The organism is Acidovorax sp. NN32 (genome assembly GCF_057597245.1).
In genome coordinates this window covers 4,215,001-4,230,773 of the sequence record NZ_CP199679.1, presented here as the reverse complement: position 1 = coordinate 4,230,773, position 15,773 = coordinate 4,215,001, and the positions used below count along the sequence as shown (strand labels likewise).

The following is a 15,773-nucleotide window of genomic DNA, read 5'->3' as shown; positions in this document are numbered from 1 at the left end:
CCATTGAAATGCTTCTATTTTGATAGCTGGTAGCGCTTTATGGTCAAGCGCTAGCAGGCATTTTTATCCAGATCATGGCAGCGACACGGGGGCGTTGTTAAGATGCTCGCCCTTCTTCGCACACGGGCTTGGTGATTCATGGACTTTCAGACTTGGCTGGCTTTTTTTGCGGCATCGTGCCTGATTGCGGTGTCGCCGGGTTCGGGGGCCGTGTTGTCGATGAGCCATGGGCTGTCGTACGGCGTGCGCAAGACGGGCGCCACCATCCTGGGCCTGCAGCTGGGCCTGTTGCTGATTTTGCTGATTGCCGGGGCGGGCGTGGGTTCGCTGCTGCTGGCGTCCGAGGTGGCTTTCAGCGTGGTGAAAGTGCTGGGCGCCTGCTATCTGATCTATGTGGGCTTTGCGCAGTGGCGTGCCGGGGACAAATCGCCGGTGCAGGGCGATGAAGCAGAGTCGGCCGGCACCTGGCAAAAACGCTGCCTCACGGGTTTTTTGACCAACGCCACCAACCCCAAGGGCATCATCTTCATGGTGGCGGTGCTACCTCAGTTCATGACCGACACGCGCCCACTGTGGACGCAGCTGGTGGTGATGGCAGCCACCACGGTGACGGTGGACGTGGTGGTGATGCACGGCTACGCTGCGGGGGCCAGCGCGCTGCGCCGCCTGATGCGCAGCGCGCGTGCGGTGCGGGTGCAAAACCGTGTGTTTGGCGGCTTGCTGATGGCGGTGGGCGCCGGGCTGTTCTTCGTCAAGCGCGGCGGGCAGCAGGCTTGATAGGATGGTTTTGCTTTGATTTTAATAGCTGCTTGCGCATGCCTATAAAGCGCTAGAGGCTGATTTGGCTTGGTTTTTCATGGATACGCAGATTCCAAGGAGGTTGTCATGCCAGTAGTTGTTGTCGCCAACCCGAAGGGTGGTGTGGGCAAGTCCACACTGTCCAGCAACATCGCGGGCTACTACGCCAGCCAGGGGCATCCCGTGATTCTGGGCGACACCGACCGGCAGGAATCCGCCAAGCTCTGGCTGGGTCTGCGCCCGCCTGCCGCGCGCCCCATTGGCGCCTGGGATGGCATCAGCTCGGACGTGATCAGCCGCCCGCCCAAGGGCACCACGCACGCGGTGCTCGACACCCCTGCCGGGCTGCACGGCTGGCGGCTGAACGATGTGCTCAAGCTGGCCGACAAGATCATCGTGCCGCTGCAGCCCAGCGTGTTCGACATCTTTGCCACGCGCAGTTTTCTGGACCAGCTGGCCGAGCACCGCCGCGCTGAAGGGGTGCAGATCGGCATTGTGGGCATGCGCGTGGACGCCCGCACCAAAGCCGCCGAGCAGCTGCACCATTTTGTGGACAGCCTGGGCTTCCCGGTGCTGGGCTACCTGCGCGATACGCAGAACTACATCCACCTGGCGGCGCATGGCCTCACGCTGTTTGACGTGGCGCCCGGCCGCGTGGCGCGCGACCTGGAGCAGTGGCCGGGCATCTGTGCATGGCTCAATTCTTGAAGGACAGCGTGAAGCAGAACGTACAACCAGCCCCTCGGGAAAACACCTGTCACCCGGCAGACAAGGCGCGCCTGGGTGCGGGGCTACATTGCGACGATGAAAATCTTCCGCTCTTATTCCGAAGTCAGCGCCTGCGTGGGCCAGGAGGTCGCCGTGACCGACTGGATCACCATCACGCAGGAACAGGTCAACCTGTTTGCCCAGGCCACGGGCGACCACCAGTGGATCCATGTGGACCCCGAGCGTGCCAAGGCCGGGCCGTTTGGCGCGCCCATTGCGCATGGGTTTCTCACGCTGTCGCTGATCCCGCAGTTTTTCGAGACGGGCCTGACCATCGAGGGCGCGCGCATGGGCGTGAACTACGGGCTCAACAAGGTGCGCTTCACGGCACCGGTGCCGGTGGGCAGCCGCCTGCGCGCACGCCTGACCTTGCAGGCTGCCGAGCCGGTAGCGCCCGATGGTATGCAGATGACCTGGCTGGTGACCGTGGAGCGCGAGGGCAGCGACAAGCCGGTGTGCGTGGCCGAGTCTTTGGCGCGCAATTTCGGCGCCCCGGCCTGAGCCTGGTCGCCACCGGGCAGGAGGTCTGAACCATGGACCGACTGCAAGCTATGAAAATTTTCGAGCGTGTGGTGGAGGAGGGCGGCTTTGCCGCCGCCGCCCGCGCCATGGACATGTCACCCCCTGTGGTCACCCGCATGGTGGCCGAGCTGGAGCAGCATCTGGGCACGCGGCTGCTGCAGCGCACTACCCGCAAGCTGGCGCTCACCGACGCGGGTGATGCCTATCTGCAGCGCGTACGCACCATCCTGCACGAGATCGACGACGCCGAAGCGGCAGCGGCGGCCAACACGCGCGATCTGCGCGGCACCATCCGCATCGTTGCGGCGCCGGTGCTGGCGACCAACTTTCTGGCGCCCATGGTGGCGCTGTGGCATGCGGAGTTCCCCAAGCTGTTGCTTGACATCGACCTGGACGCCTATGCCTCGGCGAGGGTGGATGAATATGATGTGACCATCATGGTGGCAGGCGAGGATTTTGATGCCAACATCGTGGCACGCCCCCTGTTGAAGGGGGAGGCGATTGTTGTTGCATCACCCGACTACCTGGAGCGCAAGGGCATTCCGCGCGAGCCGCAAGACCTGCTGCAACACGACTATCTGCGCGACTCCGGCATGGCCGCGCGAGCGCAGTTGGGGCCAGCGCGCAAGCTGCGCCTGCAATCGCTCAACGGCAGCATGCCCGCGCAAGAGGTCGATGTGCCGGCAGTGCTGCAGTCGGTCAGCACCGAGCTGCTTCTGCGCGCGGCGGTAGACGGCGCGGGGGTGGCCGTCACATCGCGCCTTCTGGCCGAGGAACACCTGGCCCGTGGCGAACTGGTGCACATCCTGCCGGCATGGATTTTTTCGCGCTACACCATCTATGCCGCGCTGCCGTCCGGCCGCATGCTGCCCGCGCGCACCAAGGTGTTTCTGGACTTTCTCAGCGAGCAGGTGCCCCTGGCCGTGGCGGAGCAACGCGGGCAGCAGTCCAAGTAACCCAAGGCCATCGGCCAAGGTGGCGCACCCACCAACTATCAGCCAGGCATCAACCCAGCTGCGCAAATCCGCTGATGATGGTGCCCTCTGGCTCCACGGCGATTTCGCCGTCGGGCATCGCAAAACTGTTCTGGCGCCAGGCTTCGAACACCGTCACAGCCACGGCGTTGGACAAATTCAGGCTGCGCTGGCCCGCCACCATGGGCAGACGCAGGCGTTGCGCGGGCGGAAAACTCTCGCGCAGTTCGGGCGGAAGCCCCCGCGTTTCAGCGCCAAACACCATCCAGTCGCCCGGCAGGAAGCAGGTGGAATGCACGGGCTGCGAGCCGTGCGTGGTCATCGCGAACATGCGGGTCGGGTCTGGTTGGGTATCCCGCAGGAAGGCGGTCCAGCCTGCATGCACTTGCACCTGGGCGTATTCGTGATAGTCCAGCCCCGCGCGGCGCATCTGGCGGTCTTCCATCGAGAACCCGAGCGGCTCGATCAGGTGCAGAGTGCACCCCGTGTTGGCCGCCAGGCGAATCACATTCCCCGTGTTGGGCGGTATCTCGGGTTCGACGAGGACGATATGGAACATGCCGCCAATTGTCATCGCTGGACGTGTGAGTTGAGCAACCGCTCGTAATCAAAAGTATCCCGCTGGTACTTCGAGGTTGCGGGGCTCAGTCGAGCCCCGTGCGCGCCAGGACGGCGGCGGTGACATGCGTCACGCCTGCCTCGCGCAGCGCCAGGGTGGCCGCCTGCAGCGTGGCACCGGTGGTCATCACGTCATCGATCAGCACCACCCGCTGGCCGCGCAGGGCTGCCGCGCGGCTGGGTTCAACGGCGAAGGCGCCGCGCAGGTTGCGCAGGCGCTGGGCGCGGGGCAGGCTGCTTTGCGCCTCGGTGGCGTGCAGGCGCAGCAGGGTGTGGAGGTCGGTTTTGGGGCCTACCAGGTGCCTTGCCAGCAGGGCCGACTGGTTGAAGCCCCGCTCGCGCAGGCGTTCGGTGGACAGCGGCACCGGAAGCACGCGGTCAGCCGCTTCCAGCGCCGGTTCCATCCACGGCGTGCTGCGCATCAGTGTGGCCAGCGCCTTGGCCCAGCCCGGATCACCGCGAAACTTGAACTGCGCCAGCGCATCGGCCCAGGGGTAGGCGTAGTCCACTGCGGCAATGCAGGCATCAAAGCTGGGCGGGGTCTGGATGCAGGCGCCGCAGACCTCTACCCCTGCGGGCACCCGCAGGGCGCAGCGCTGGCAGCGCGTGGTGGGCTGGGCAAACCGCGCCACGCAGGCGTTGCAGATGCGCTGCGAGGGCCAGGTGTGGCAGAACGCGCACTGGCTGGGCACCTGGTGGACCCAGGTGTGGAAACGGCGCGAAATCCCTGTCAGGCCCGTAAAAAGCATGAATCAATATACTCGCGCGGCCCATGACGTCCTCCGAGCGCCCCCCCACCATTGATCCCGTTGCTGCTGCCCGCTGGCATGCAGCAGCCCCCGCCGTATCTCCCTGGCTTCATGAAGAAGTGGCCCGCCGCATGGAGGACCGCTTGCAATGGATTCGCCAGGCCCCTGAATCGTGGTGCCATTGGGACGCAGTGCGTGGCGGCCTGCAGGCGCATGCGCTGGTGAGCGCACGCTATCCCAAAGCGCGTTGTCAGATCTACGAAACGGCAGCCCATTGCGAGGACTCTGCCCGGCAGGCGCTGGCCAAGCCGTGGTGGAGCCCTGCACGCTGGAGCGCAGGCAACCCCCAGCTGGGTATGCCAGCAGATGCGAGTGTGCAGATGCTGTGGGCCAACATGGCGCTGCACACGGCAGCCGACCCGCAGGCGCTGATCGCGCAATGGCACCGTGCCCTGGCGGTGGATGGCTACCTGATGTTCTCGTGCCTGGGGCCCGACACCCTGCGTGAACTGCATGCGGTGTATGCCGAGCTGGGCTGGCCCCCGGCCGGGCATGCCTTCACCGACATGCACGATTGGGGTGACATGCTGGTGCACGCCGGTTTTGCCGAACCGGTGATGGACATGGAGCGCATCACGCTCACGTTTGCCACGCCCGAGCGGCTGATTCAAGAGCTGCGCGAGCTGGGTTGCAATCTGCACCCTGATCGCTTTCCCTCATTGCGCGGTCGGCGCTGGCGCGAGAAGCTCTACCAAGTGCTGTCCGACCGGTTGGCAGATCCACAACAAGGTGGTCAGTTGGCACTGACTTTCGAAATCATTTATGGCCATGCGTTCAAGCCCGCGCCTCGGGTGCGCGTCAGTTCCAGCAGCGCTGTGTCGCTGCAGGACATGCGCACCATGTTGCGCCAGGGCGGCAAAGAGAACTAGCCTGTAACGGCGTGTCAATGACATGGAACAAGGCACGCTACAATTCCGGGTTATTGAGATTTCGGGCATCTTCCCGCGCAACTTTGCGGGCTGCGCCTGTCTTGCCTTTGGCATGACAGGCACCCAGCTGGCAGTCTTGTGAGCACTTCTGGTGACGGGCTTGGTTTTTCGTTTTGCCACGGTGTCGGGTCAACGCATTGACTGGCGTCTCGTTCGCAACTGTTCGGTCACGCCGGTGCAGTTGGGCTGGATGTATCTGTCCTTGTGTGTGGTGTCCCTGGGTATCGCAACGTGCTTCTGGATACTCGGTGCCCGCCTGGTCATGCCCTTTGCGTGGCTGGAGATGGTGGCGGTAGGAGTTGCATTCGCCATGTACGGTCGCCATGCGGCGGATGGCGAGAGGATTTCGCTGCAGGGTTCGCGCCTTGTGGTGGAACTGGAGACAGCAGGCAAGCTGGAGCGCGCCGAGTTTGACCGGAGTTGGGTTCGCGTAGAGCCCAAGTCTGGGGACCGTTCGCTGATCATGCTGTCTGCGCAGGGCCGAACGGTCGAAGTGGGGCGCTTCATGCGCCCCGAACTTCGACCGGCTCTGGCATCGGAGATCCGCATGGCCTTGCGCGCAGCCTGACCCCACGCAGGCGCGCGAAAGGGATTGGTTAAATTGAGGCTTAGAAGTAAGTGAGAACTATGAAGAGCATTTCCAACAAGCTGGCTTCTCTGCTGCTGATTGCCGGTGCATGGGTGGGCTCCGCAGCCCATGCCGTTCAGGACCTGCCTGGCGGCCCTGCAGTCAACCAGCTGAACCTGCATCCCCCGGTCACCAAGATCGCAGAAGAGCAACATTTTCTGCACTGGATGATGCTGATCATCTGCACGGTGATCTTTGTTGCAGTGTTCTCCGTGATGTTCTACTCGATTTGGAAACACCGCCGTTCCAAGGGCGCCAAGTCGGCCAATTTCCATGAATCCGTGACGGTGGAAGTGGTCTGGACCATTGTTCCGTTCATCATCGTGATCCTGATGGCCCTGCCTGCCACCAAGGTGCTGGTGGCCCAGAAGGACACCACCAACGCCGACCTCACCATCAAGACCACGGGTTACCAGTGGAAGTGGGGTTATGACTACATCACCGGCGAGGGTGAGGGTCTGGCCTTCATCTCCACGCTGGACAGCAGCCATCGCGTGATGTCCGACAGTGGCAATGTCAAGGATGCGCCGACCGACTACCTGCTCAAGGTGGACAACCCGATGGTGGTGCCGGTGGGCAAGAAGATCCGCATCATTACGACGGCCAACGACGTGATCCACGCCTTCATGGTGCCTGCCTTCGGTATCAAGCAGGATGCGATCCCTGGTTTTGTGCGCGACACCTGGTTCCGCGCCGAGAAGATTGGCGATTACTACGGCCAGTGCGCCGAGCTGTGCGGCAAGGAGCACGCTTACATGCCCATCCATGTGAAGGTCGTGTCTGCTGAGGACTACACCGCCTGGGTGGCTGATCAGAAGAAGAAGGCTGCTGCCAAGCTGGACGACCCCACCAAGGTCTGGGCGCTGGACGACATCATGAAGCGTGGCGAGAAGGTGTATGCCGCCAACTGTGCGGCCTGCCACCAGGCCAACGGCAAGGGCGCTGGCCCCATCAAGCCATTGGACGGTTCGGCCATCGTGCTGGACGCGGACCATGTCAAGCAGATCCAGGTTCTGCTCAAGGGCGCAGCCAATGGTGCCATGCCTGCATGGGCGCAACTGAGCGATACCGATATCGCAGCCGTTGCCACCTACACCAAGAATTCGTGGTCCAACAAGACCGGCCAGCTGGTGCAGCCTGCTGAAATCGTGGCCCAGCGCGGCAAGTAATCAGCGCCCTAACGTATTGAGGAATCCAAGATGAGTGCAGTTCTCGACAACCACGGGCATGCGGGCGACCACGCACACGACGACCATGGGCACCATGGTCCCACCGGCTGGCGCCGCTGGGTGTATGCCACCAACCACAAGGACATCGGTACCCTGTACCTGCTGTTTGCCTTCGCCATGCTTATGGTGGGCGGCGTCTTGGCGCTGTTGATTCGCGCCGAGCTGTTCCAGCCCGGCCTTCAGCTGGTGAACCCCGAGCTGTTCAACCAGCTGACCACCATGCACGGTCTGATCATGGTGTTCGGCGCCATCATGCCGGCCTTCGTGGGCTTTGCGAACTGGATGATCCCGCTGCAGATCGGCGCATCCGACATGGCTTTTGCCCGCATGAACAACTTCAGCTTCTGGCTGATGATCCCTGCGGCCATCATGCTGGTGGCATCGTTCTTCATGCCCGGTGGCGCTCCTGCTGCGGGCTGGACGCTGTATGCGCCGCTGACGCTGCAGATGGGCCCCTCCATGGATGCCGGCATCTTCGCGATGCACATTCTGGGTGCCTCGTCCATCATGGGCTCGATCAACATCATCGTGACCATCCTGAACATGCGCGCACCCGGCATGACGCTGATGAAGATGCCAATGTTCGCCTGGACCTGGCTCATCACCGCCTACCTGCTGATCGCCGTGATGCCCGTGCTGGCTGGCGCCATCACCATGACGCTGACGGACCGCCACTTCGGCACCAGCTTCTTCAACCCCGCTGGCGGCGGTGACCCGGTGATGTACCAGCACATCTTCTGGTTCTTCGGCCACCCCGAGGTGTACATCATGATCTTGCCGGCCTTCGGCATCATCAGCCAGATCGTGCCTGCATTTGCCCGCAAGAAGCTGTTCGGCTACGCCTCCATGGTGTACGCCACGTCGTCCATCGCCATCCTGTCGTTCATCGTGTGGGCCCACCACATGTTCACGACGGGCATGCCCGTGACGGGCCAGCTCTTCTTCATGTACGCCACCATGCTGATCTCCGTGCCCACGGCTGTGAAGATCTTCAACTGGATCGCCACCATGTGGCGCGGCTCCATGACCTTTGAGACCCCCATGCTGTTTGCGGTGGGCTTCATCTTCGTGTTCACCATGGGTGGTTTCACCGGCCTGATTTTGGCCATGGCCCCTATCGATATCCAGTTGCAAGACACGTACTACGTAGTGGCCCACTTCCACTACGTGCTGGTGGCAGGCTCGCTGTTCTCCATGTTTGCTGGTGTCTACTACTGGCTGCCCAAGTGGACGGGTGTGATGTACTCTGAAACGCGCGGCCAGATCCACTTCTGGGGCTCGTTGATCACGTTCAACATCACCTTCTTCCCCATGCACTTCCTGGGTCTGGCAGGTATGCCCCGCCGCTACGCCGACTACCCCATGCAATTCGCTGACTTCAACGCGATTGCCTCGGTCGGCGCGCTGGGCTTCGGTCTGATGCAGGTCTACTTCTTCCTGGCGGTGATTGTTCCTGCCATGCGTGGCAAGGGTGAAAAGGCAGCTGCGAAGCCTTGGGACGGTGCTGAAGGTCTGGAATGGGAAGTTCCCTCCCCAGCGCCTTTCCACACTTTTGAGAATCCTCCCAAGCTGGATGCCACGGCCACCCGTGTGATCGGCTGAGGATCACGACCATGACACCCGAGCAGAAAAAGAGCAACCTGCGGATGGCGCTGATCCTGGCGTCGATTGCGGTGGTGTTCTTCGTCGGGTTCATGGCCAAGGTGTTCTTCCTTTCCCGTTGAGTCCACACCTGCCATGAGCCTGCACCGCGAAAACGCCAAGATGGTCGGCAAGCTGGTCGTGATCGCGGCTGGCATGTTCGCCTTCGGTTATGTGCTGATTCCCATCTACAAGCACATCTGCGAGATGACGGGCATCAACATCCTGTCGCTCTCTGAGCGTCAGGTGCCTGGTAACGGCGTGGCGGGCAAGGATGTCAAGGTTCCTGCCAACACGCAGGTGGACAGGACCCGTACGATCACGGTGGAGTTTGATGCCAACGCGCGGGGTCCCTGGGATTTCAAACCTGCCCAGCGATCGGTGCAGGTGCACCCGGGTGAGCTGACCACGGTGATGTACCAGTTTCAGAACATTCAGAACCGCCGCATGGCTGCGCAGGCCATCCCCAGCTACGCGCCCCGCCAGGCTGCTGCACACTTCAACAAGCTGGAGTGCTTCTGCTTTAACCAGTACACGCTGGAGCCCGGCGAGAAAAAGGAATGGCCGGTGGCGTTTGTGATTGACCCCCGTATTTCAAAGGACGTGACGACCATTACGTTGTCCTACACGTTCTTTGAAGTGGGTGGCAAGACCCCCGCAGCACCGCAGTCCACAGCAGCCGTGGATGTATCCCTTCCGACCATTTCCTCATTGGAAGGGGCTGGATCATGAATACCCCCCTGGAGCAGCCCGTGGTGAAGCCGCATGCGCGCAAAGGCTCGTTGCTGCGCACCGTGCGCGCCGTGGCCTGGTCGCTGATCGGCCTGCGCAAGGGCAGCGAATACCAGCAGGATGTCGAAAAGCTCAACCCACTGCACATCATCGTGGTGGGATTGATCGCGGTCTTTCTGCTGGTCATCGGCCTGATCGGGCTGGTGAACTGGATCGTGTGAGTGTGTGTTGGTTGGTACGAACAAATACTGAAAACAAAGATTTTGACAGTCAGGAGCTGAAATGAGTGCATCAACCCACGGCGGAACCCCTTACTACTATGTGCCTGCCGAGTCGCGTCACCCTGTGATGGCGGCTGCAGGCCTGTTCTTCGTCATTCTGGGCGCAGGGCAGTGGATCAACGGCCACGACTGGGGCAAGTATTCCCTGGCGCTGGGCCTGGTGTGGTGGCTGTTCACGCTGTACCAATGGTTCGGCGATGCGGTGCGTGAGAGTGAAGGTGGCCTGTATGGCCACAAGATCGATCTGTCGTACCGCTGGAGCATGAGCTGGTTCATCTTCTCGGAGGTGATGTTTTTCGGCGCGTTCTTCACGGCCCTGTGGTGGGCGCGTTCGCACTCTTTACCTGCCCTGGGAAGCCTGGACAATGCACTGCTGTGGCCTGATTTCAAGGCGGTCTGGCCCAGTCTGGCTGCGGGCGTGACCGGTTCGCCGGCTGGCATCGTCGAGCCCTTCCAGACGGTGGGTCCCTTCTGGCTGCCCACCATCAATACGGCTCTGCTGCTGACCTCGGGTGTGACGCTGACCATCGCCCACCATGCACTGCGCGAAAACCATCGCGGCAAGACGATCGGCTTCATGTGGGCCACGGTGCTGCTGGGTTTTGTCTTCCTGCTGGTGCAAGGCTATGAGTACTACCACCTCTACACCGACCTGAACCTCAAGCTCAACTCGGGCGTGTTCGGTTCGACGTTCTTCATGCTGACCGGCTTCCACGGTTTCCACGTGTTCCTGGGCATGCTGATGCTGCTGGTGATCACGCTGCGATTGCAAAAGGGCCATTTCACCGCCGACAAGCACTTCGGTTTCGAGGGCGCTGCCTGGTACTGGCACTTTGTGGACGTGGTGTGGCTGGGTCTGTACGTGCTGGTCTACTGGATGTAAACCGCGCCTGCCATGTAAAAAAAGCGCCTCGCGGCGCTTTTTTTGTTGGCATGCATGCTGTCAGCGCAGAGCCTGGTCCATCGCTGGCGGCGTCCTGCTCGCCACGGTTGGAGGGGGTTAGCGGGCGGTTGCCGGCAGGCCAGTAGGCTGGATGTAGCCCAGCTGCCAGGCGACCAGGATACACAGGAACAGCACGATGGAGATCCCCACCCGCACGGCCAGCGCCTTGGCCATGTGGTTGCCCTTGGACTTGTCATCGCGTCCATTGCGCATCATGAAGAACAGGGCGGATGCCAGGCTGGCCAGAATGGCGATGAACGCCAGCACTACGAGGTATTTCATGGAGCACATTATCCCGTGACCACTTTCCGCCGTCCCGCAGGCCTGCGTTTCTGGTTGATCACACTCGCCGCAGTGGCGGGCATGCTGGTCACGGCATCGCTGGGCCGCTGGCAGCTGTCGCGCGCAGCCGAAAAAGAGGCGCTTCAGGCCGCGCTGGACGAACGGGGGCGCATGCCTGCCATTGACGGCCGCGCCTTGCTTGCTGCTGCGGTGGCAGATCCATCCTCGAAGGACGCCTCTTCGTTGGTGCACCGTGCCGTGGTTCTGGAGGGGCGGTGGCTGTCGGAGCACACGGTGTACCTCGACAACCGCCAGATGCACGGGCGCCCGGGCTTTTTTGTGGTGACGCCTTTGCAGCTGGCAGGGCAAAGTGGCGCGGCGGTGCTGGTGCAGCGTGGCTGGGCGCCGCGCAATTTCCAGGACCGTACGCAATTGCCACAGGTGCAGACGCCACAGGACGTGGCGGTGCGGGTGCAGGGCCGTGTGGCGCCCGCGCCTTCACGTTTGTATGAGTTCCAGGGCACCGACAGTGCCCAGGGGTCTTCTCGCATCCGGCAAAATCTCGACCTGGCAGCGTTTCGCACCGAAACCGGTCTGGCGCTTGCCCACCTCACGGTGCTGCAGACGGGCGAAGCAGGCGAGGGGCTTCGACGCGACTGGCCCGTGGTCGGAGCAGGCGTCGACAAACACTACGGTTACGCATTTCAATGGTTCGGGCTCTGCGGCCTGATTGCACTTCTCTATGTCTGGTTCCAAATCGTCCGACGGTTCATTCGCCCGCGCAGCCACCCTGCCGCCTGAAGCCCAGGGGGACCATCCCCTGGGGCTCACCGTGCACACGCTGCCCGAAGCGGCGGGCGCCGTGGCCCTGACGCAGCGCACGCGCCATGGGCGTTTGAAGATGCTGGGCGTGCTGCTCATCTGCGCGGCGCCGGTCGTCGCCTCGTATTTCACGTACTACGTCATCCGCCCCGAAGGCCGGCGCAACTATGGCGAGTTGATCAACCCGCAGCGCACCCTGCCGGACCTGAGCGCCACGGCACTCGATGGCAAGGCCGTTCCCCTGGCTTCGCTGAAGGGGCAATGGCTTCTGGTCAGCGTTGCGGGAGGGGCCTGTGATGCCGCCTGCCAGAAGCACCTGTACCTGCAGCGGCAACTGCGCGAAAGTGTGGGCAAGGAGAAAGACCGCGTGGACTGGGTCTGGCTGGTAAACGACGCTACCAGCGTGCCCCCGGAGCTCACGCCCGCATTGCAGAAAGCGACGGTGCTGCGCATGGATGCCGCTGCACTCAATGCGTGGCTTGCGCCCGCCGAGGGGCACCAGATCGCGGACCACTTGTATGTGGTGGACCCCATGGGCAACTGGATGATGCGTTTTCCGGCAGCCATGGATGCGGCAGGCGCGGCCAAGGCCAAGCGGGATCTTGAACGCCTGTTGCGTGCGTCCTCGTCATGGGATGAGGCCGGGCGTCCCGGGAAGCCGTGATGGACACCCCACAGCCGCTCTACGATCTGGCGCCCATCGCCCGGCTGATGCTGCTGGGCGTGCTGATTGCGCTCGGGCCGCTCGCCTGGGTGGGCTGGCGCAACCGCAACAGCTCCCCCATGCGGCGCCTGCAGGCACTCACGGTGCTCACCCTGTTCCTGACGTTTGATCTGGTGCTTTTTGGCGCCTTCACCCGCCTGACCGACTCGGGCCTGGGCTGCCCCGACTGGCCCGGGTGCTACGGCAGCGCCAGCCCCGTGGGGGCGCGCACCGAAATCGCGGCGGCCCAGGAGGCCATGCCCACCGGCCCTGTGACCCATGGCAAGGCATGGGTTGAAATGATCCACCGTTACCTGGCCACGGGCGTGGGCGTGCTCATCATCGTGCTCACGGTGTCGGCGTGGGTGCAGCACCACAAGGCCTTGCGTATGGGGGGCGAGCGTCCCCCCATCAGCCCGTGGTGGCCCACCTTCACGCTGTTCTGGGTGTGTCTGCAAGGGGCTTTCGGGGCGCTGACGGTGACGATGAAACTCTTTCCGGCCATCGTCACGCTGCACCTCATCGGGGGGCTGGTGCTGCTGGCGCTGCTGTGTGTGCAGGCAGTGCGCCACACCCAGAGCGCTCAGGGCAAGCTGCCTGTGCGTGTCTCCACCGGGTTGCGCTGGGGTCTGGTGATCACCGGCGTGCTCGTGGCGGTGCAGGTGGTGCTGGGTGGCTGGGTCAGCACTAACTACGCGGTGCTGGCTTGCACCACCTTTCCCACTTGTCAGGGGAGTTGGTGGCCTGCCATGGACTTTGGCCAGGGTTTTCAGGTCTGGCGCGCGCTGGGTATGCTGCAGGACGGCAGCCACATCAGTTTTGCCGGGCTCACAGCCATCCACTATGTACACCGGCTCATGGCTTATGTGGTCCTCTTGGCCCTGGGCATCGTTTGCTGGCGCCTTCGCCAGGCGGGCGTGCTCCGGGTTCAGTCCCGCTGGCTGGCCGCGTTGGCGCTGCTGCAACTGGCCACCGGCCTCTCCAACGTGGTGCTGGACTGGCCCCTGCTGGCCGCCGTGCTGCATACCGGTGGCGCTGCGGCGCTGGTGGTGGTGTTGACCTGGGCCTTGGTGTCCAGCCGCGCGGTTTCCGCGCCGCAAGAGTTTTCCGCGCCTTCGGGTGCATCGAGAGTTTCCGCATGAGTGTTGCTGCCCCCGCCGCTGTTTCTACGCCGTCGCGCATTGCGCAGTTCTATGCGCTGACCAAGCCGCGCGTGGTCCAGCTCATTGTGTTTTGTGCCCTCATTGGCATGGTGCTGGCTGTGCCTGGGCTTCCGTCGGCCTCGCAACTTGGGCTGATGGCCTTGGCCTGTGCCGGGGTGTGGCTGGTGGCGGGCGCTGCCGCCGCCTTCAACTGCATCGTGGAGCAGGGCATCGACGCCAAGATGAAGCGCACCGCCTGGCGTCCCACGGCCAAAGGCCAGCTGTCCAACGCCCAGACGCTGCTGTTTTCTGCCGTGTTGTGTGGTGCGGGGTCCGCACTGTTGTACTTCTGGGTGAACCCTCTCACGATGTGGCTCACGTTCGCCACATTTGTGGGCTATGCGGTCATCTACACAGTGATTCTCAAGCCCCTTACGCCGCAGAACATTGTGATTGGTGGTGCGTCAGGCGCCATGCCGCCCGTGCTCGGGTGGGCGGCCATGACCAACGATGTCGGCCCGGAAGCGCTCATCCTGTTCCTCATCATCTTTCTGTGGACGCCTCCTCACTTCTGGGCGCTGGCCCTGTACCGGGTGGAGGACTACCGCAAGTCTGGCCTGCCCATGCTGCCGGTGACCCATGGCAACGAGTTCACCCGCCTGCAGGTATTTCTGTACACCCTGATCCTGTTTGCCGGGTGCCTGATGCCTTTCGTTTACGGCATGAGCTCATGGATCTACCTGACCGCTGCGGTGGTGCTCAGCGCAGGCTTCTGCGGCTACGGTTTTGCCCTGTGGCGCAACTATTCGGACGCGCTCGCGCGCAAGACCTTCCGCTTTTCCCTCATCCACCTGAGCGCCCTGTTTGCCGCCCTCCTGGTGGACCACTACGTGCTGTGAAGACCGCCATGACCATGCTGAAAAGAAGTGCTCTCAAAACGATAGCTGTTAGCGCTTTTTCTATAAGCGCTACGGGCATTTTTAGTGCCTGTTCCGAGAAAAAGGCAGAGTTTCGTGGCGTGGATATCACCGGTGCGGACTATGCCCGTGACATCCCGCTGACCGACCACAATGGCCAGGCGCGACACCTCAAGGACTTTGCGGGCAAGGTGGTGGTGGTGTTCTTCGGCTTCACGCAGTGCCCGGACGTGTGCCCCACCTCCATGCAAGAGCTGGCCGAGGTGAAGAAGATGCTGGGCAAGGACGGCGACCGCCTGCAGGGCATCTTCGTCACGGTAGACCCCGAACGCGATACGCCGGAAGTGCTCAAGGCCTACATGGCCAATTTCGATCCCAGTTTTCTGGCCCTGTATGGCTCGCCAGAGCAACTGGCTGCGGTCGCCAAGGACTTCAAGATCTACTACAAGAAGGTCGATGGCAAAACGCCCACCAGTTACACCATGGACCACTCGGCGGGCAGCTACGTGTATGACACGGCGGGGCGCCTGCGTATCTACAACCGCTATGGCAGTGGCGCGCAGGCCCTGGCGGCAGACGTCAAGGCACTGCTGGCCGAGGCGGGCTGAGGTTTCTGTGGGCCCGCCAGTCCGCCTGCTGGTTTGACAGCACCTGCAACAAAAAACCCGGGCAGGCGCATCGGCCAGACCCGGGTTGATGTTTGCTAGCAGCAAAGGCGTGCGGCGTTTCCGTCGCGCAGATTTATTCCGCCTTGATGCCGCGCATCGCGATCACGCCGCCCAGCAAGTTGGTGTCGGCCTTCACGCGGTTGGCCAGCCCCTCGGGCGACGAGCCCACCGTCTGCCAGCCCTGCTGGAACAGCTTGCCGCGCACCTCTTCGCTGCGCGCAATCTCGCTGATCAGCGCCGCCAGCTTGGCCTGGATGGGCTTGGGCAGGGTCGAAGGCGCCGCAAAGGCGTTCCAGATTTCCAGGTTGAAGTTGCTGATGCCGGCCTCGACCAGGCTCGGCACATCGGGTGCCAGCGGGCTGCGCCC

The 15,773-nt window shown here is 62.9% G+C and carries 21 protein-coding genes (1 of these 21 running past the window's edge); 17 read left to right on the top strand and 4 right to left on the bottom strand.

Annotated elements, in window-relative coordinates; all coding sequences use genetic code 11:
- The first annotated feature begins 138 nt into the window (after window positions 1-138).
- The 4 genes from ACT89O_RS19470 (at window position 139) to ACT89O_RS19455 (ending at window position 3,044) form a co-directional block, all read left to right on the top strand.
- The gene (locus ACT89O_RS19470; protein WP_487260906.1) at window positions 139-777 is read left to right on the top strand and encodes a LysE family translocator; all 639 of its coding nucleotides are present in this window, start codon (window positions 139-141) and stop codon (window positions 775-777) included.
- 108 nt (window positions 778-885) lie between these two features.
- The gene (locus ACT89O_RS19465; RefSeq protein WP_487260905.1) at window positions 886-1,506 is read left to right on the top strand and encodes a nucleotide-binding protein; all 621 of its coding nucleotides are present in this window, start codon (window positions 886-888) and stop codon (window positions 1,504-1,506) included.
- A 96-nt stretch (window positions 1,507-1,602) separates the two neighbouring features.
- Window positions 1,603-2,067: a MaoC family dehydratase gene (locus ACT89O_RS19460; RefSeq protein ID WP_056066019.1), complete on the top strand. Its 465-nt coding sequence runs from the start codon at window positions 1,603-1,605 to the stop codon at window positions 2,065-2,067.
- Window positions 2,068-2,099: 32 nt separating this feature from the next.
- The gene (locus ACT89O_RS19455) at window positions 2,100-3,044 is read left to right on the top strand and encodes a LysR family transcriptional regulator (protein WP_436131945.1); all 945 of its coding nucleotides are present in this window, start codon (window positions 2,100-2,102) and stop codon (window positions 3,042-3,044) included.
- 49 nt (window positions 3,045-3,093) lie between these two features.
- Here ACT89O_RS19455 and ACT89O_RS19450 read toward each other — a convergent pair whose 3' ends face one another.
- Window positions 3,094-3,621: a tRNA (cytidine(34)-2'-O)-methyltransferase gene (locus ACT89O_RS19450; protein ID WP_055398580.1), complete on the bottom strand. Its 528-nt coding sequence runs from the start codon at window positions 3,619-3,621 to the stop codon at window positions 3,094-3,096.
- Window positions 3,622-3,706: 85 nt separating this feature from the next.
- Window positions 3,707-4,429 (bottom strand): ComF family protein, encoded by a 723-nt coding sequence (locus ACT89O_RS19445; protein WP_487260904.1) that lies wholly within the window; start codon window positions 4,427-4,429, stop codon window positions 3,707-3,709.
- Between the two features lie 23 nt (window positions 4,430-4,452).
- Here ACT89O_RS19445 and ACT89O_RS19440 point away from each other — a divergent pair, with 23 nt between their 5' ends.
- The 8 genes from ACT89O_RS19440 (at window position 4,453) to ACT89O_RS19405 (ending at window position 10,812) form a co-directional block, all read left to right on the top strand.
- The gene (locus ACT89O_RS19440; RefSeq protein ID WP_487260903.1) at window positions 4,453-5,358 is read left to right on the top strand and encodes a biotin synthase; all 906 of its coding nucleotides are present in this window, start codon (window positions 4,453-4,455) and stop codon (window positions 5,356-5,358) included.
- 151 nt (window positions 5,359-5,509) lie between these two features.
- Complete coding sequence (locus tag ACT89O_RS19435; RefSeq protein ID WP_121505568.1) at window positions 5,510-5,986, top strand: DUF2244 domain-containing protein; 477 nt, start codon at window positions 5,510-5,512, stop codon at window positions 5,984-5,986.
- Window positions 5,987-6,045: 59 nt separating this feature from the next.
- Entirely contained in the window at window positions 6,046-7,215 is a 1,170-nt protein-coding gene (gene coxB / locus ACT89O_RS19430) for a cytochrome c oxidase subunit II (RefSeq protein WP_055398584.1), read from the top strand.
- A 30-nt stretch (window positions 7,216-7,245) separates the two neighbouring features.
- Window positions 7,246-8,877, top strand: a complete 1,632-nt coding sequence (ctaD, locus tag ACT89O_RS19425; RefSeq protein WP_055398585.1) for a cytochrome c oxidase subunit I — start codon at window positions 7,246-7,248, stop codon at window positions 8,875-8,877.
- 11 nt (window positions 8,878-8,888) lie between these two features.
- Window positions 8,889-8,999: a cytochrome oxidase small assembly protein gene (locus tag ACT89O_RS19420; RefSeq protein WP_212742253.1), complete on the top strand. Its 111-nt coding sequence runs from the start codon at window positions 8,889-8,891 to the stop codon at window positions 8,997-8,999.
- A 13-nt stretch (window positions 9,000-9,012) separates the two neighbouring features.
- Window positions 9,013-9,648 (top strand): cytochrome c oxidase assembly protein, encoded by a 636-nt coding sequence (locus ACT89O_RS19415; RefSeq protein WP_426304979.1) that lies wholly within the window; start codon window positions 9,013-9,015, stop codon window positions 9,646-9,648.
- Window positions 9,645-9,869 (top strand): DUF2970 domain-containing protein, encoded by a 225-nt coding sequence (locus tag ACT89O_RS19410; protein ID WP_055398587.1) that lies wholly within the window; start codon window positions 9,645-9,647, stop codon window positions 9,867-9,869. The genes ACT89O_RS19415 and ACT89O_RS19410 overlap by 4 nt, the downstream gene beginning before the upstream one ends.
- 61 nt (window positions 9,870-9,930) lie before the next feature.
- A complete protein-coding gene (locus ACT89O_RS19405; protein ID WP_487260902.1) occupies window positions 9,931-10,812 on the top strand; it encodes a cytochrome c oxidase subunit 3 in 882 nt (293 codons plus the stop codon).
- A 117-nt stretch (window positions 10,813-10,929) separates the two neighbouring features.
- Here ACT89O_RS19405 and ACT89O_RS19400 read toward each other — a convergent pair whose 3' ends face one another.
- The gene (locus ACT89O_RS19400; RefSeq protein ID WP_055398589.1) at window positions 10,930-11,154 is read right to left on the bottom strand and encodes a twin transmembrane helix small protein; all 225 of its coding nucleotides are present in this window, start codon (window positions 11,152-11,154) and stop codon (window positions 10,930-10,932) included.
- Window positions 11,155-11,169: 15 nt separating this feature from the next.
- On the opposite strand from ACT89O_RS19400, the gene ACT89O_RS19395 reads away from it, so the two are divergent.
- Genes ACT89O_RS19395 through ACT89O_RS19375 form a run of 5 tightly spaced genes read left to right on the top strand, consistent with a single transcriptional unit; the run spans window position 11,170 to window position 15,346 of the window.
- A complete protein-coding gene (locus ACT89O_RS19395; RefSeq protein WP_487260901.1) occupies window positions 11,170-11,955 on the top strand; it encodes an SURF1 family protein in 786 nt (261 codons plus the stop codon).
- Complete coding sequence (locus ACT89O_RS19390; protein WP_306553491.1) at window positions 11,897-12,640, top strand: hypothetical protein; 744 nt, start codon at window positions 11,897-11,899, stop codon at window positions 12,638-12,640. The genes ACT89O_RS19395 and ACT89O_RS19390 overlap by 59 nt, the downstream gene beginning before the upstream one ends.
- On the top strand, window positions 12,640-13,821 hold the full coding sequence (locus ACT89O_RS19385; protein WP_487260900.1) for a COX15/CtaA family protein: 1,182 nt from the start codon (window positions 12,640-12,642) through the stop codon (window positions 13,819-13,821). Before ACT89O_RS19390 ends, ACT89O_RS19385 begins: the two co-directional genes overlap by 1 nt.
- On the top strand, window positions 13,818-14,720 hold the full coding sequence (gene cyoE, locus ACT89O_RS19380) for a heme o synthase (protein ID WP_487260899.1): 903 nt from the start codon (window positions 13,818-13,820) through the stop codon (window positions 14,718-14,720). The genes ACT89O_RS19385 and cyoE overlap by 4 nt, the downstream gene beginning before the upstream one ends.
- Before the next feature lie 14 nt (window positions 14,721-14,734).
- A complete protein-coding gene (locus ACT89O_RS19375; protein ID WP_487262886.1) occupies window positions 14,735-15,346 on the top strand; it encodes an SCO family protein in 612 nt (203 codons plus the stop codon).
- Between the two features lie 133 nt (window positions 15,347-15,479).
- On the opposite strand, the gene ACT89O_RS19370 is transcribed toward ACT89O_RS19375, so the two are convergent.
- Window positions 15,480-15,773, bottom strand: partial view of a Bug family tripartite tricarboxylate transporter substrate binding protein gene (locus tag ACT89O_RS19370; protein WP_436131685.1) — the 3' portion only. It continues 744 nt past the right edge of the window; only the last 294 of its 1,038 coding nucleotides appear in the window; the start codon falls outside the window, past its right edge; the stop codon is at window positions 15,480-15,482.

What these genes read in the sequence shown, in the direction of transcription:
- ACT89O_RS19470 (WP_487260906.1), top strand. Translation starts at nt 139, where the DNA reads ATGGACTTTCAGACTTGGCTGGCTTTTTTTGCGGCATCGTGCCTGATT.
- ACT89O_RS19440 (WP_487260903.1), top strand. Translation starts at nt 4,453, where the DNA reads ATGACGTCCTCCGAGCGCCCCCCCACCATTGATCCCGTTGCTGCTGCC.
- ACT89O_RS19375 (WP_487262886.1), top strand. Translation starts at nt 14,735, where the DNA reads ATGCTGAAAAGAAGTGCTCTCAAAACGATAGCTGTTAGCGCTTTTTCT.
- ACT89O_RS19400 (WP_055398589.1), bottom strand. Translation starts at nt 11,154, where the DNA reads ATGAAATACCTCGTAGTGCTGGCGTTCATCGCCATTCTGGCCAGCCTG.
- ctaD (WP_055398585.1), top strand. Translation starts at nt 7,246, where the DNA reads ATGAGTGCAGTTCTCGACAACCACGGGCATGCGGGCGACCACGCACAC.
- ACT89O_RS19415 (WP_426304979.1), top strand. Translation starts at nt 9,013, where the DNA reads ATGAGCCTGCACCGCGAAAACGCCAAGATGGTCGGCAAGCTGGTCGTG.
- ACT89O_RS19445 (WP_487260904.1), bottom strand. Translation starts at nt 4,429, where the DNA reads ATGCTTTTTACGGGCCTGACAGGGATTTCGCGCCGTTTCCACACCTGG.
- ACT89O_RS19390 (WP_306553491.1), top strand. Translation starts at nt 11,897, where the DNA reads ATGTCTGGTTCCAAATCGTCCGACGGTTCATTCGCCCGCGCAGCCACC.
- ACT89O_RS19385 (WP_487260900.1), top strand. Translation starts at nt 12,640, where the DNA reads ATGGACACCCCACAGCCGCTCTACGATCTGGCGCCCATCGCCCGGCTG.
- ACT89O_RS19465 (WP_487260905.1), top strand. Translation starts at nt 886, where the DNA reads ATGCCAGTAGTTGTTGTCGCCAACCCGAAGGGTGGTGTGGGCAAGTCC.
- ACT89O_RS19450 (WP_055398580.1), bottom strand. Translation starts at nt 3,621, where the DNA reads ATGTTCCATATCGTCCTCGTCGAACCCGAGATACCGCCCAACACGGGG.
- coxB (WP_055398584.1), top strand. Translation starts at nt 6,046, where the DNA reads ATGAAGAGCATTTCCAACAAGCTGGCTTCTCTGCTGCTGATTGCCGGT.
- ACT89O_RS19455 (WP_436131945.1), top strand. Translation starts at nt 2,100, where the DNA reads ATGGACCGACTGCAAGCTATGAAAATTTTCGAGCGTGTGGTGGAGGAG.
- ACT89O_RS19420 (WP_212742253.1), top strand. Translation starts at nt 8,889, where the DNA reads ATGACACCCGAGCAGAAAAAGAGCAACCTGCGGATGGCGCTGATCCTG.
- ACT89O_RS19405 (WP_487260902.1), top strand. Translation starts at nt 9,931, where the DNA reads ATGAGTGCATCAACCCACGGCGGAACCCCTTACTACTATGTGCCTGCC.
- ACT89O_RS19460 (WP_056066019.1), top strand. Translation starts at nt 1,603, where the DNA reads ATGAAAATCTTCCGCTCTTATTCCGAAGTCAGCGCCTGCGTGGGCCAG.
- ACT89O_RS19410 (WP_055398587.1), top strand. Translation starts at nt 9,645, where the DNA reads ATGAATACCCCCCTGGAGCAGCCCGTGGTGAAGCCGCATGCGCGCAAA.
- cyoE (WP_487260899.1), top strand. Translation starts at nt 13,818, where the DNA reads ATGAGTGTTGCTGCCCCCGCCGCTGTTTCTACGCCGTCGCGCATTGCG.